The organism is Amycolatopsis silviterrae, from assembly GCF_042684085.1.
In the GTDB taxonomy this organism is placed as follows: domain Bacteria; phylum Actinomycetota; class Actinomycetes; order Mycobacteriales; family Pseudonocardiaceae; genus Amycolatopsis; species Amycolatopsis silviterrae.
Map to the genome: position 1 here is coordinate 29,378 of NZ_JBHUKS010000009.1, position 12,595 is coordinate 41,972.

14 protein-coding genes are annotated in these 12,595 nt (G+C 69.8%); 11 read left to right on the forward strand and 3 right to left on the reverse strand.

All coding sequences use genetic code 11. The annotated features are described in order from the left end of the window. Positions 1-61 precede the first annotated feature (61 nt). The 5 genes from ACFSVL_RS14610 to lipB are packed head-to-tail and all read left to right on the forward strand — an operon-like array spanning position 62 to position 3,922. Entirely contained in the window at positions 62-1,171 is a 1,110-nt protein-coding gene (locus ACFSVL_RS14610; RefSeq protein WP_378304350.1) for a serine hydrolase, read from the forward strand. A gap of 5 nt (positions 1,172-1,176) precedes the next feature. Continuing rightward, positions 1,177-1,662, forward strand: a complete 486-nt coding sequence (locus ACFSVL_RS14615) for an ArsR/SmtB family transcription factor (RefSeq protein ID WP_378304351.1) — start codon at positions 1,177-1,179, stop codon at positions 1,660-1,662. A 15-nt stretch (positions 1,663-1,677) separates the two neighbouring features. After that, on the forward strand, positions 1,678-2,556 hold the full coding sequence (locus tag ACFSVL_RS14620; RefSeq protein WP_378304353.1) for a TIGR01777 family oxidoreductase: 879 nt from the start codon (positions 1,678-1,680) through the stop codon (positions 2,554-2,556). Positions 2,557-2,558: 2 nt separating this feature from the next. Further along, on the forward strand, positions 2,559-3,182 hold the full coding sequence (locus ACFSVL_RS14625) for a phosphatase PAP2 family protein (RefSeq protein WP_378304374.1): 624 nt from the start codon (positions 2,559-2,561) through the stop codon (positions 3,180-3,182). Continuing rightward, positions 3,179-3,922, forward strand: a complete 744-nt coding sequence (gene lipB / locus ACFSVL_RS14630; protein ID WP_378304355.1) for a lipoyl(octanoyl) transferase LipB — start codon at positions 3,179-3,181, stop codon at positions 3,920-3,922. The genes ACFSVL_RS14625 and lipB overlap by 4 nt, the downstream gene beginning before the upstream one ends. A 116-nt stretch (positions 3,923-4,038) precedes the next feature. Here lipB and ACFSVL_RS14635 read toward each other — a convergent pair whose 3' ends face one another. Both ACFSVL_RS14635 and ACFSVL_RS14640 read right to left on the reverse strand, forming a co-directional pair. Beyond that, on the reverse strand, positions 4,039-4,974 hold the full coding sequence (locus tag ACFSVL_RS14635; protein WP_378304357.1) for an LLM class F420-dependent oxidoreductase: 936 nt from the start codon (positions 4,972-4,974) through the stop codon (positions 4,039-4,041). Between the two features lie 25 nt (positions 4,975-4,999). Continuing rightward, positions 5,000-5,620 (reverse strand): TetR/AcrR family transcriptional regulator, encoded by a 621-nt coding sequence (locus tag ACFSVL_RS14640; protein ID WP_378304359.1) that lies wholly within the window; start codon positions 5,618-5,620, stop codon positions 5,000-5,002. A gap of 132 nt (positions 5,621-5,752) precedes the next feature. Here ACFSVL_RS14640 and ACFSVL_RS14645 point away from each other — a divergent pair, with 132 nt between their 5' ends. From ACFSVL_RS14645 to ACFSVL_RS14665, 5 genes are all read left to right on the forward strand, one after another. Continuing rightward, complete coding sequence (locus ACFSVL_RS14645) at positions 5,753-6,274, forward strand: hypothetical protein (protein ID WP_378304361.1); 522 nt, start codon at positions 5,753-5,755, stop codon at positions 6,272-6,274. Between the two features lie 19 nt (positions 6,275-6,293). Beyond that, positions 6,294-7,238, forward strand: a complete 945-nt coding sequence (locus ACFSVL_RS14650; protein ID WP_378304363.1) for an oxidoreductase — start codon at positions 6,294-6,296, stop codon at positions 7,236-7,238. Positions 7,239-7,268: 30 nt separating this feature from the next. Next, positions 7,269-8,270, forward strand: a complete 1,002-nt coding sequence (gene lipA, locus ACFSVL_RS14655; RefSeq protein ID WP_378304364.1) for a lipoyl synthase — start codon at positions 7,269-7,271, stop codon at positions 8,268-8,270. Positions 8,271-8,376: 106 nt separating this feature from the next. Next, positions 8,377-9,045 carry a DedA family protein gene (locus ACFSVL_RS14660; protein WP_378304366.1) on the forward strand — a complete coding sequence of 223 codons (669 nt, stop codon included), beginning with the start codon at positions 8,377-8,379 and terminating at the stop codon, positions 9,043-9,045. 159 nt (positions 9,046-9,204) lie between these two features. Next, positions 9,205-10,074, forward strand: coding sequence for a patatin-like phospholipase family protein (locus tag ACFSVL_RS14665; protein WP_378304368.1), 870 nt, complete (start codon positions 9,205-9,207; stop codon positions 10,072-10,074). Positions 10,075-10,184: 110 nt separating this feature from the next. On the opposite strand, the gene ACFSVL_RS14670 is transcribed toward ACFSVL_RS14665, so the two are convergent. Beyond that, positions 10,185-10,427 carry a hypothetical protein gene (locus tag ACFSVL_RS14670; protein ID WP_378304370.1) on the reverse strand — a complete coding sequence of 81 codons (243 nt, stop codon included), beginning with the start codon at positions 10,425-10,427 and terminating at the stop codon, positions 10,185-10,187. On the opposite strand from ACFSVL_RS14670, the gene ACFSVL_RS14675 reads away from it, so the two are divergent. Then, on the forward strand, positions 10,402-11,403 hold the full coding sequence (locus ACFSVL_RS14675) for a L,D-transpeptidase (RefSeq protein WP_378304372.1): 1,002 nt from the start codon (positions 10,402-10,404) through the stop codon (positions 11,401-11,403). The genes ACFSVL_RS14670 and ACFSVL_RS14675 overlap by 26 nt on opposite strands. The last annotated feature ends 1,192 nt before the right edge of the window (positions 11,404-12,595 follow it).

Genomic DNA, 12,595 nt, shown 5'->3' on the forward strand with positions numbered 1-12,595 from the left:
CGCCGTTTCTCCTACTTTCGACTAATCCGGAATTCCGGAATACCGGAGTAAACTCTGCGGCATGCTCACTCGACGAAGCTTGCTCACGTCGGTCGCAGCGGCGGGGGCCGCCACGTTCGTCCTGCCCTCCGTCGCGCTGGCCGCTCCCCCGGACCAATCCACTCCCGAAGGCTGGCTCGCCCGCCTCGCCGCGCACCGCGACGACGTGTCGGCGGTCTTCTCCGACGGCGCCGGCCGCCGGTTCAGCCATCTCCCCGACCGGTCCATGGTCGTCGCGTCCGCGATCAAGGTGGTGCATTTGCTCGCCTACACGACCGCGGTCGCCGAAGGACGGCTCGATCCGGACGAGCAGGTCCGCGTCGGCGACTGGGGCGCCCGGCATCCGTATCTCGGCGACGGCCCGACCGGCGCGGGCAACCGCCTGAATTCGTTGACCTACCTGGGGATCCCGTGCGACGAGTACGGCGTGGAAAAGAATCCGGACCAGCGCGTGCCGCTGCACAGCATCGCGGAGGTGATGATCTACTTCAGCGACAACTCCGCAGCCGACTACCTCCGAGCCCGGCTCGGTGACCGGGCGCTCCGGGCGGCCGCGGCGCGCGGCGGCTGGAGGCTGCCGGACCTCCGGATGTTCAGCGGCGAGACCCTGCTGCTGTTTTTCCCTGAGTACTGCCCGCCGCCCGGCAGCCCGGTCGCCGTGCGCCGCGCGGCGGGAGACGCGCTGTCGAACCGGTTCGCGTGCGACCTTTCGTTTCGCGCCAAGGTGCTCCCGCGAGTCGCGGAGAAGCCGCCCTCCGTCGAAGCGATCATGGCCTGGGCAGCGGCGAGCGGGCAGGGCAGCGCCGCGCAACTGTTCCGGATGCACCACGAAATCGCCGCGAGCCGCGACCGCGCGGCCGTACTGGCACAGCAGGTGCTCGGTTTCTGGTTCGCCAGCGAACGACCGTCGGGCTCGGATGCCTTGCTGTTCAAGGGCGGCAACCTCCCCGGCTTCCTCGTGCTCGGGCTGGACGTGCGGTGGCCGGACCGGCCGCCGGGCACCGGTGCGATCTTCCTGAAGAACTGCACGCCGACGGATCTGCAGAACTGGCCTGTGCTCCGGAAGCTGTGCGTCGACGCGCTGGACCGGCCCGCCACCTTCCAAGCGTTGGAGCGCGCGCTGGGACACTGACCCGCATGACCGAAGACCTCGCCGAGCGCGTCGCGGCGCTCGAACGCCGGATGGCCGCATTGGAGGGGCGGCCCGCCGAATCCGTCCCGGGCGGTCCGCAGGGGATCGTGGGCTATCAGGGTGAATTGACGGATCCCGAGCTGCGCTGGGAAATCCGGCTCACCACGCCCGCGGTCCTCTCGCTGCCGGACGGTCCGCGCGCCGAGGTGCTGGCCGCGCTGGCGAACACCGACCGGATCGCGCTCGTCCGGCTGCTCGCCCGCGACGGCGCGCAAACCGGGGCCGCGCTGCAGGAAGCCGCCGAACTCAGCTCGCCCGGACGGCTCTACCACCACCTCAAGGCGCTCACCGCGGCCGGGCTGGTCGAGCAGGACCGCCGCGGCAGCTACCGGCTCAAGCCGACCGCCGCGATCCCCGCGCTGGTGCTGCTGACCGCCGCCGCCGACGTCGCCGGGCAGCTCCGCCCGGGTGTGCGCGAGCCGGGCGGATAGGACACGATCAGAGGCATGCGGGTACTCATCGCGGGCTCCGGCGGTCTGATCGGCACCGCATTGACCGGGCGGCTGCGCGAATCCGGGCACGACGTGCGCCGGCTGGTGCGGCGCACCGCACGGGCCGCGGACGAGAGCGGCTGGGATCCGCCGTCGGGCCGGATCGACGACGGCGCGTTCGACGGCATCGACGCGGTGGTCAACCTGTGCGGCGCGCCGCTGTTGCCCGGCCGCTGGAGCGGAATGCGCAAACAGCAGCTGCTCGACAGCCGGATCGAGCCGACCGAGGTGCTCGCCGAAGCGGTGGCCGAGCACGGCGTCGGGGTGCTGGTGAACGCGTCCGCCGTGGGCTACTACGGCAACAGCGGGTCCACTGTGGTCGATGAAAACACCAAGGCCGGCAACGGTTTCCTCGCCGAGATGTGCACCGGATGGGAAGCCGCGACGGCTGCGGCGGCCAATGCCAGGGTGGTCTCGGTCCGCACCGGCCTCGTCCTCGCCCGCCACGGCGGCCTGCTCGACGTGCTGCGGCCGCTCTTCCGCTTCGCGCTCGGCGGACGGCTCGGCGACGGCAGCCAGTACCAGCCGTGGATCGCGCTGGAGGACGAAATCGGGGCCCTCGTGCACGTCCTGGAGCACGACACGCTGTCCGGCCCGGTCAACCTCACCGGCCCGATCCCGGTCACCAATACCGAATTCACCCGCGCCCTCGGCCACGCCGTGCACCGGCCCGCGCCGTGGTGGGTCCCGGAAATCGCGATGAAGATCGCACTCGGCCAAGCCGCCGAGGAGATGGCGCTGTTCGGCCAGCGCGCGGTGCCGCGGAAGCTCGAAGCCAGCGGGTACGAATTCCGGCACCGCACCGTCGACAGCGCGCTCGCCGCGGCGACGTGACGATGCCGCGCGTCCGGTGGATCGTCACCGGGATAGTGCTGTTCGCCGCGTTCGGCTGGCTCGGGCTGCTGGTGGACCGGCAGCCGCTGCAGCTCGACGTCGAGGTCGCCACCGCCTTGCGCGGACAGGACGCCCGCCCGGCAGGCCAGATCGCGGGCGTGCTGACGAACGTCCTCGGCCCAGTTCTGCCGTACGTGCTCGGCGTGCTGCTGCTGGCGATCGTGCTGCGGGACCGGTCGCAGTTCTCCCTGTGCGCGCGGCTCGCCGTGGTGCTTGTGCTGTGCCGCCTCACCAGCCTGGCCTTCAAGCCGGTGTTCCAGCGGCAACGCCCGCGGGTGTACCCGGATCTGAGCTACCCCAGCGGCCATGTCGTCTCGGTGGCGACGACCGGCCTCGTCGTGGTCCTGCTCTGCGCTTGGCTGCGGCCGCGGTTCGTACGGTGGGCGATCTGGATTTCCGCCGCCGCGACCGTGCTGGCCGCGGCCTGCCGGATCGTGCTCGGCGTGCACTGGGTCACCGACACGGCCGGCGCCGTGCTCGCGGTGCTCGGCGTGGGACTGGTGTCGGCGACCGCACTCCGGCTGATCCCCTTTCCGGCGCGCGAAAGGCGTAGCCTCGACGGGTGAGTTCTTCGAGCGCAAGCTGCCGGATCGCCACCGAACCCCTCGTCGTGCGCGAGGCCGGGACGATCGACTACACCGAGGCCTGGGACCTGCAGCGGGAGATCCTCACCGCGCGCGCGGACGAGACCGGGCCGGACACCATGCTGCTGCTGGAGCACCCGTCGGTCTACACCGCGGGCAAGCGCACCGAACCCGAGGACCGGCCCACCGACGGCACCCCGGTGATCGACGTCGACCGCGGCGGCAAGATCACCTGGCACGGCCCCGGCCAGCTGGTCGGCTACCCGATCCTGAAGCTCGCCGACCCGATCGACGTCATGCACTACGTGCGGCGGCTGGAGGAGGCGCTGATCGCGGTGTGCGACCGGTTCGGCGTGCGCACCGGCCGCGTCGAGGGCCGCAGCGGCGTGTGGATCCCGGCCGACGAACGCGGCATCGAACGCAAGATCGCCGCGATCGGCATCCGCGTCCAGCGCGGCGTGACGATGCACGGGTTCGAGCTGAACTGCAACGCCGACCTGGCCGCGTTCGACAACATCGTGCCGTGCGGCATCCGCGACGCGGGCGTCACCTCGCTGTCCTGGGAACTGCAGCGCGACGTCCCGGTCGCCGAGGTGCTGCCGCTGGCGAAGGAGCTGGTGCTGGCCGCGCTCGAAGGCGAACTGCCGGTGAGCGACGACCGCTGGCTGCCCCGCCCCGAGGCCCCGAAGGCCCCCGGCGTCACCTTCGCCCTGCAGAACTGACCGCCTCGTGAGTGTTTATCCCGGTTAGAACCGGCATTGCCACTCACGAGCCCCAGCTTGTCCGTGAGGGGAACCCTGAGAGACGCTGATTCCCTCAGGGTTCCCCTCACGGCCTTTCAGTCCAGTTGGGGCGCGACTTCCGACGCCACGAACTCGATGTGGTCGAGGTCGGAAAGGTCGAGCACCTGCAGGTACAGCCGGGTGATCCCGGTCTTCTCCCGCCACTGCCCGATCCGGTCCACGATCTCCGCCGCGGTCCCGGCCAGCCCGTTGGCCCGCAGCTCGGCCGTCTCCCGGCCGATCGCGGACGCCCGGCGCGCGACCTCGGCCTCGTCCCGGCCCGCCGCCAGCACGAGCGCGACCGAACGCAGGATTTCCTTGGGGTTGCGCCCGATCGCCTCCGCCGCCGCGTCCACGCGCTCGAACTGCGCGAGCGCGGTTTCGGCGTCCACGAACGGCAGGTTGAACTCGTCGGCGTACTGCGCGGCCAGCGCCGGGGTGCGCTTCTTGCCGCCCCCGCCGACGATCACCGGCGGCGCGGGCGACTGCGCGGGCTTCGGCAGCGCGGGCGAGTCGGCGAGCGTGTAGTAGTCGCCGGAGTAGGAGAACTTCTCCCCCGCCGGGGTCTTCCACAGGCCGGTGATCACCGCGAGCTGCTCGGCGTAGCGGTCGAAGCGCTCCTTGAGCGGCGGCAGGGTGAGGCCGTAGGCGGTGTGCTCGTCGTCGTACCAGCCGGTGCCGAGGCCGAATTCCACGCGCCCGCCGGACATCTGGTCCACCTGCGCGACCGAGATCGCGAGCGGGCCGGGGTGGCGGAAGGTGGCCGCGGTGACGAGCGTGCCGAGCCGCACCCGCTCGGTCTCGCGGGCGAGGCCGGCGAGGGTGATCCACGCGTCGGTCGGCCCGGGAAGGCCGTCCGCGCTGCCCATCTTGAGGTAGTGGTCGCTGCGGAAGAACGCGTCGTATCCCGCGGCTTCGGTGGTCCGCGCGACCCGCAGCAGGTCGTCGTAGCTGGCCCCCTGCTGGGGTTCGGTGAAGATCCTCAAGTCCATGCCCGCCAGCGTAACGGCGGATCGATCACCCCGCGGCGGGCCGTTCCTGGTCCCCCGCCGGACGGCGCAGCCGGAACAGCATCCGCGTGATCACGTCCTCGATCTCGGCCCCGACCTTCTTCGGGTCGGCCGCGCCGGCGATCTCGGTCGCCGCGCTCGACAGCGCGCCGAACAGCAGCCGCGCGGTGAGGTCGACCGGCACCGGCTCCACCTCGCCCGCGTCGACGAGCAGCTGCAGCCCGGAGCGCACCAGCCCGAAACTGGACTGCTCCTCGGCCTCGCGCCAGCGTTCCCAGCCCATCACGACCGGACCCTCGTGAATCGCGATCCGCTGATACGACGGGTCGAGGCAGCTGCGGATGAACGCCTGCAGCCCGCCCATCGCGCGCTCCCACGGCTCGCCGTCGCCGGTCATGATCTTCTGCAGCCGGTCGTAAACCAGGCTTTCGACCTGTTCGAACGCGGCCTCGAAGAGCGCCTGCTTCCCGCTGAAATGGTGGTACAGCGCGCCTTTCGTGACCCGCGCGCGTTTGGCGACCTCGTCGAGCGAGGTACCCGCGTATCCGCGTTTCGTGAACAGTTCGACCGCGCTGTCGACCAGGGCGGAGCGGGTCGACTCGGAGTAGTCGAGTCGTCGGGACCTCATTGTCGGCACGCTCACAACCTTACGCCGGGACCCGGCGGACCATACCCGTGGTATGTTGGCTGCGTCAGGTCCGTACCGGGAGTATGCCGCAGACCGGCAGTATGACCCGGGTCACGGAAGGGGAGCCACACCATGAGCTGGACCGACTTCTACCGGCGGCGAGAGATCCTCGATGCCGCTGTCCGCCAAGCGAAACGAGCCCCGAGAGAACCGCTTTCGCTGGCCGAAATCCCGGGTGCCGCCGACGAGTTCGGCACCGAAGAGAACCTGCTGCTGGCACTGCAGCACAAGTGGACGCAGCTGCTCAGCGGCTACCTGCGCGCCGAGTTCGCCGACCCCGACGAGGCGGATCTGCCCGGCGACCAGGTCGACGCCGTCACCCGCGCGTGGCGGCAGGCGCAGCACGACTACGAGGACCTCCGCACCGTGCTGGACGGCGCCCTGGAACGCTGCGCCGCGCTGGAACCGCTGCACCGCATCGAATTGCACACCCTGGCGCTCACCGCGGGCCTCGCCGAACCGGGCGAACCGGCCGACGAGATCGTCAAGGTCGGGCGGACGCTCGACGCGCTGCTGCGCGCGGGCGACACCGGCCCGGTCCGCAGGCGCGGCCCGGTCGGGCATCTCATGCGCCTGCTCGCGCCGAGCGCGTGACGTGTAGTTAGCTGACCCGATGAACGAACGCTGGACCGAGGCCCGGATCCCCGACCAGAGCGGCCGGACCGTCCTGATCACCGGAGCGAATTCCGGCCTCGGCCTGCGTTCGGCGGAAGTCCTCGCCGCGCACGGCGCCCGCGTGCTGCTCGGCTGCCGCTCGCCGGAACGCGGCGCCACCGCGCTCGACCGCGTCCGCGCCGCGGCTTCCGGTGCCAAACCCGAACTCGTCCGGCTGGACCTCGCCGATCTGGCGTCCGTCCGCGAAGCCGCCGCCGCGGTGCGCGAACTCACCGGCGACGCGCTGGACGTGCTGATGAACAACGCCGGCGTCATGGCCACCGCACAAGGCCGCACCGCCGACGGTTTCGAACTGCAATTCGGCACGAACCACCTCGGCCACGCCGCGCTGACGTGGCTGCTGATGCCCGCCCTGCGCGGCGCACCGGCCGGCCGGGTCGTGACGCTGTCCAGCGTCGCCGCCATCGGCGCACACCTGCACCTGGACGACCCGAACGCCGATCGCCGCCCGTACCGCGCGGCAGCCGCGTACGGCCAGGCGAAACTGTCGAACCAAACCTTCGGCATCGAACTGGACCGACGCCTCCGCGCGGCCAAGTCCACGGTGCTCAGCATGCTGGCGCATCCCGGTTACAGCGCGACCGGCCTGACCACGAACATGGCGGGCTCGTACCAGAACCCGTTGGTACGCGGCGCACTCCGGGAAATCGGCAAACTCGGCGGAATGCTGCTGGCCCAGCGTGTCGAACGCGGTGCCCTGCCGCAGCTGTACGCCGCGACCGCCCCGAACGTCGAAGGCGGCGACTACATCGGACCGGCCTACGCCGTCCGCGGCCTCCCGACGAAGGTCCGCACCCTCGCCCCCGCCCGGAATCCGGCGTCCGGGACCACATTGTGGGAGCTGACCGCCGAGCTGACCGGCGTCACACCTGACCCGAGGTGAGGCCCGTTTCCCGGGCGTAGGGTGGAGCCCGTGACTGCTGCACCGGAGGGGCGGAAGTTGTTGCGGCTTGAGGTGCGCAACAGCGAGACGCCGATCGAGAAGAAGCCGTCGTGGATCAAGACGCGGGTGCGGATGGGTCCGGAGTTCACTGAGCTGAAGGGCTTGGTGCGCCGGGAAGGCCTGCACACGGTTTGCGAGGAAGCGGGCTGTCCCAACATCTACGAGTGCTGGGAAGACCGCGAAGCCACCTTCCTCATCGGCGGGGACCAGTGCACGCGGCGGTGCGATTTCTGCCAGATCGACACCGGGAAGCCTGCTGCGTTGGACCGTACCGAGCCGCGGAAGGTCGCCGAATCGGTGCAGGCCATGGGGTTGCGGTACTCGACGATCACCGGTGTGGCCCGCGACGACCTGGCCGACGGCGGCGCGTGGCTGTACGCGGAGACCGTCCGGCAGATCCACTCGCTGAACCCCGGCACCGGCGTCGAACTGCTGATCCCGGACTTCAACGCCGCGCCGGACCAGTTGGCCGAAGTGTTCGGCTCCCGCCCCGAGGTGCTGGCGCACAACGTCGAGACGGTCCCGCGGATCTTCAAGCGGATCCGCCCCGGCTTCCGCTACGCCCGCTCGCTGGACGTGATCACCCAGGCCCGCGCGGCCGGGCTGGTCACGAAGTCCAACCTGATCCTCGGGATGGGCGAAACCCCCGACGAGGTCACGACCGCGCTGCAGGACCTGTTCGACGCGGGCTGCGAGATCATCACGATCACCCAGTACCTGCGGCCTTCTCCGCGGCACCATCCGGTCGACCGGTGGGTCAAGCCGGAGGAGTTCGTGGAGCACGCGAAGACCGCCGAGGCGATCGGGTTCCCGGGTGTGATGGCGGGGCCGCTGGTGCGGTCGTCGTACCGCGCGGGCCGGTTGTACGCGCAGACCAAGGCCCACCGGGGCGAGGAACTGCCGGAGAACCTGGCCCACCTCACCGCCGAAGGCCTCGCCGCTCAGGAGGCCAGCAGCCTGCTGGCCCGCTGACCCCTGTCTGTCCGACTAAGGGCTCCGGTCACGCACCGGGGCCCTTAGTCGTCCCCGATTCCCCCTAACGTGGCATCTGATTCCCAAGAATCAGTAAAGTGATGGTGTGGCTTTAGTAACGGACCTCCTCGACTGGTTGCAAGCACTCCCCCAACCGGGCCTCGTCGCGGCAGCCGGCGGGCTCGTGTTCGCCGAGTGCACGATCGGCCTGGGCTTCATCGCCCCCGGCGAGTCAGGCTTGCTGATCGCGGCGACCACGGCGACGTCCGTGTCCCGCTTCCTGACCCTGTGGGCAGTGGTCACCGTCTGCGCAGCGCTGGGCGATTCGGTCGGCTACGTCCTCGGCCGGAAGTTCGGACCGCGCCTGCGGGAGACGAAGCTCATCCGCAAGTACGGCCTGGACGCCTGGGACCGAGCCACCGGAGTCCTCGAACGCCGAGGCGCGTGGGCAGTCTTCTTCGCGCGGTTCCTGCCCGTACTGCGCACTCTGACACCGGCCGCCGCGGGCGCGTCGAACCTGCCGTTCCGCAAATTCCTCCCCGCGACCGCGGCTGGCGCGTTCTGCTGGTCGCTGGTGCACATCAGCCTCGGCGCCGCACTGGGCGAGGCCGCGAAGCAGGTCGAGAGCGCGATGAACACCGGATTCCTGGTGGTCGCCGCAGTGGTGGTCGGGGTGCTGGTGTTCTTCTTGCTGCGCTTGAAGAAACGCAAGGCGCTGGGTACACCGGGGCCCACTGACGAGCAGCCGGAAGAGCCCGTCCGCACCGGCAACTGACCCGCGGCAGCCCCGGTTCTCGTGAGTGCTGGTGCCGGTTCTAACCGGCACCAGCACTCACGACGCCACCCCGCGAAGCGGCGAACCTCACTCCCCCACCCCGTCCCCCGGCTCGAAGTCACCCGCCCGGGAACCCGTCCGCTGATTACATTCGACCGTATGCAGGCACTAGACCTCCCGAAGCCGGTCGCGTTCGTCCTCGGCGGTGGCGGCAGCCTCGGCGCGCTGCAGGTGGGCATGCTGCAGGCCCTGGACGAAGCGGGCATCGCCCCGGATCTCGCGGTCGGCACGTCCGTCGGCTCGCTGAACGCCGCGGTGCTCGCCCTGCCCGGCGGCGACCGGATCGGCAGGCTCCGCGACATCTGGGCGCACATGACCAAGGCCGAGGCCTTCCCCGGCGGCGTGTTCAGCCAGGTCCGGACGCTCCGGCACAGCAAAACCCACCTGTTCCCCAACACCGGCCTGGCCAAAATCGTCGACGACCACCTCGGCGCCGGCCGCCGGTTCGAGGATCTGGCGCTGCCGCTGGGCGTCGTCACCACCGACGTGGACACCGCCGAACCCGTCCTGCTCACCTCCGGCCCGCTGCGGGCGCCCCTGCTCGCGAGCTGCGCGATCCCGGGCATCTACCCGCCGGTGCCGCACGAGGACCGGCTCCTGTACGACGGCGGCCTGGTCGCCAACGTCCCGATGCGGCAGGCGCTGCGCATGGGCGCGAAATCGCTGGTCGTCCTCGACTGCGCGTTTCCCGGCAAAATGCCCGGCGCACCGCGCACTTTCGCCGAGGTGATGATGTTCACCGCGATGATCAGCATGCGCAATCAGGCAGTCCTCGAAGCACCCGCAGCCGCCCGAAAAGTGCCCGTTGTCTATTTGCCGGGCCCGGCGCCGGTGCAGGTGAGCCCGCTCGATTTCTCCCGCACCGACGATCTGGCGCTGCAGGCTTACCACTCCGCGCGAGACCATCTGAAGGAACTCACCGTCGACGGCCCCGGCCTGTACGGAGCGCCGGGATTGCTGCGTCCCTGACCAGCCGGAATCGCAAGAGTGATCCGCATCACTCCAATGCACCGATCCGCCGGTCGGAGCGTCTTTCCGATCGCGTAGTTTTGGAGTTGAACCTTGCCGGTCCGCGACCCTCACAAAAGAGACATAATGTTCCCGAAGAAGACATTTTTACCGGTTGCCGGAATTCTCGCGGCGACCCTGCTGCTTTCCGCTTGTTCCTCCGGGAACGACGGCAGCGACGCAGGCACGCCCGGCGACCCGGGCGGATCGAGCCAGACCGCGACGCCGGCGACGGTGTCGATCGAGCCGGCCAGCGCGTCCGGGATCAGCCCGAGCACGCCGATCGTCGTGAAGGCGGCGAACGGGAAGCTCACGGACGTCACGGTCACCAGCGCCAAGGGCAAAACCGTCGCGGGCGAGTTCGCGGCGGACAAGCTCAGCTGGACGACTACCGAGGTGCTCGGCTACGGCGGCACCTACCAGGTGAAGGCGCATGCCCAAGGCGCGGACGGGAAATCCGTCGAACAGCAGGGCCAGGTCACCACGCTGTCGCCGAAGAAGCAGGCGAACGCGAACCTGATCCCGGCGCCGAGCGCGGTGAAAAGCGCGGGCGTCGGCGTGGGCCAGCCGATCGTGTTCAGCTTCGGCGTCGCGGTGAAGAACAAGGCGGCGGTGGAGAAGGCGCTCACGGTCGAGTCCTCGCCGAAGCAAGAAGGCAGCTGGTATTGGATGGACGACAAGAACGTCCACTACCGCCCGAAGGAATACTGGAAGCCGGGCACCACGCTCACGGTCAACGCGAAGATTTACGGCGTCGATTTCGGAAATGGCGTCTACGGAGCGGACGATCGCACCGAAACGTACAAGGTGCACGATTCGTGGATCGCGAAAGCCGACGGCAACACCGAGCAGATGCAGATCTTCCACAACGGTTCGATGGTGAAATCGATGCCGATCTCGATGGGCAAGGACGCGACGCCCACCCACCTCGGCCCGCACGTCATCTCGGACAAGCAGGCGAACTACACGATGGACTCCTGCACCTACGGCGTCTGCCCGCCGGACCCGAAGGCGTACCGCTCGAACGAGAAGTTCTCCCAGCGCATCTCGAACGACGGCGAGTTCGTCCACGAGAACCCGAACAGCGTCGGGCAGCAAGGCAGCTCGAACGTCTCGCACGGCTGCATCAACCTGAACGCCGCCAACGCCGAGTGGTTCTTCAACAACTTCGGCCTGGGCGACGTCGTAGAGGTCACCAACTCGGGCGGCCCGCAGCTCCCGGTGTGGGACCTGTACGGCGACTGGTCCAAGTCCTGGACCGACTGGCAGAAGGGCTCGGCCCTGAAGTAAGCCAGCCCCCGGGATCGGGACCCGGACCGGGTTCGGCAAGCGGTTCGACGAAGGGTGCCGGAGCTTCGTGCTCCGGCACCCTTTTTTGCTGCCCAGAACCGGAATCGCCGCGGGTTGCCGCTGATCCAGGACCGCGCCGGGTCAGCCGAGCCGGCTCGGCTTGAGTCGGATTGGGTTGGGTCGGGTTGGGTCGGGTTGGGTTGGGTCGGGTTGGGTCGGGTTGGGTTGGGTCGGGTTGGGTCGAGCCGGGTTGGGTCGGGTCTAGCCGGGTTGGGTCGGGTCGGGTCGCCGCGCCAGGTTGCCCAGCCGGGTCGCCCGAGCTGAGTCGCCAAGCTGGGTCCCGCGCCAGGTCGCTGAACCGAGCTAGCGAACCGGGCCGCCGAGCTGAGTCGCCACGCCAGGTTGCCGAGCCAAGTCACCGCGTCTCGGGTCGCAGCCCCGAGTTGCCGAACCGAGCCGCCGAACTAAGTCACCACCCCAAGGTGCTGAGCCAAGGTGCCGAACCGGGCCGCCGAGCTAAGTCACCACCCCGGGTTGCCGCGCCGGGTTGCCGGGTGAGTCGCCGCCCCAAGTTACCGTCCCAAAAGTTGCCGCCCCAAGGTGCCGAGCCAAGCTGCCGCGCCGGATCGCCAGCCGAGTTGCCGAAGTCGCCAAACTGAGTTGCCGCGCCAGGCCGACGAACCAGGTCGCCCAGCCGGGTCGCCCAGCCGCGTCGCCGGACCGGGTCGCCGAACCGAGCCGAGTCATCGAACCAGGTCGCCGAGTCTCGTTGCCGTGCCCGGGTTGCCATGGGATCGGGCGGCGAGGGCCGGGGTTGCTCTCGTGCACGCGGAGCGTGCACGAGAGCAACTGTTCAGGCTGTTCACTGCCGCCGGCGACTGGCTGTTCCTTCGCGGGAGTCCCGCCCTCGGTTCCTCCTCGATTGGCCGTATGTCCCTCGTATCTCCGCCATCCGTGCACACGCCGGGTGCAGTAGCCAGATGACCGGAAAGCTGTGCCGAGATCTCGCGCTGCCAACTCACCGCCGTCAGAGCCTTCTCACGGGCTACGGGCAGGCCCACCGGTCCGCGGAGAAAGTCCGGACATGACGAAGGCCCGGCCCCCGTGCGGGGTTCCGGGCCTGGAAATGAGTCTGGGCCCCGGGAGAACCGCGGGGGTTCTCGGACCGGGGCCCAGACTTCTCATGTTGAGT

Excerpts from the sequence above, each read along its gene's own strand:
- ACFSVL_RS14635 (WP_378304357.1), bottom strand. The coding sequence starts at position 4,974 with ATGGACTTGAGGATCTTCACCGAACCCCAGCAGGGGGCCAGCTACGAC.
- ACFSVL_RS14645 (WP_378304361.1), top strand. The coding sequence starts at position 5,753 with ATGAGCTGGACCGACTTCTACCGGCGGCGAGAGATCCTCGATGCCGCT.
- ACFSVL_RS14650 (WP_378304363.1), top strand. The coding sequence starts at position 6,294 with ATGAACGAACGCTGGACCGAGGCCCGGATCCCCGACCAGAGCGGCCGG.
- ACFSVL_RS14625 (WP_378304374.1), top strand. The coding sequence starts at position 2,559 with ATGCCGCGCGTCCGGTGGATCGTCACCGGGATAGTGCTGTTCGCCGCG.
- ACFSVL_RS14610 (WP_378304350.1), top strand. The coding sequence starts at position 62 with ATGCTCACTCGACGAAGCTTGCTCACGTCGGTCGCAGCGGCGGGGGCC.
- ACFSVL_RS14665 (WP_378304368.1), top strand. The coding sequence starts at position 9,205 with ATGCAGGCACTAGACCTCCCGAAGCCGGTCGCGTTCGTCCTCGGCGGT.
- ACFSVL_RS14640 (WP_378304359.1), bottom strand. The coding sequence starts at position 5,620 with ATGAGGTCCCGACGACTCGACTACTCCGAGTCGACCCGCTCCGCCCTG.
- ACFSVL_RS14615 (WP_378304351.1), top strand. The coding sequence starts at position 1,177 with ATGACCGAAGACCTCGCCGAGCGCGTCGCGGCGCTCGAACGCCGGATG.
- ACFSVL_RS14620 (WP_378304353.1), top strand. The coding sequence starts at position 1,678 with ATGCGGGTACTCATCGCGGGCTCCGGCGGTCTGATCGGCACCGCATTG.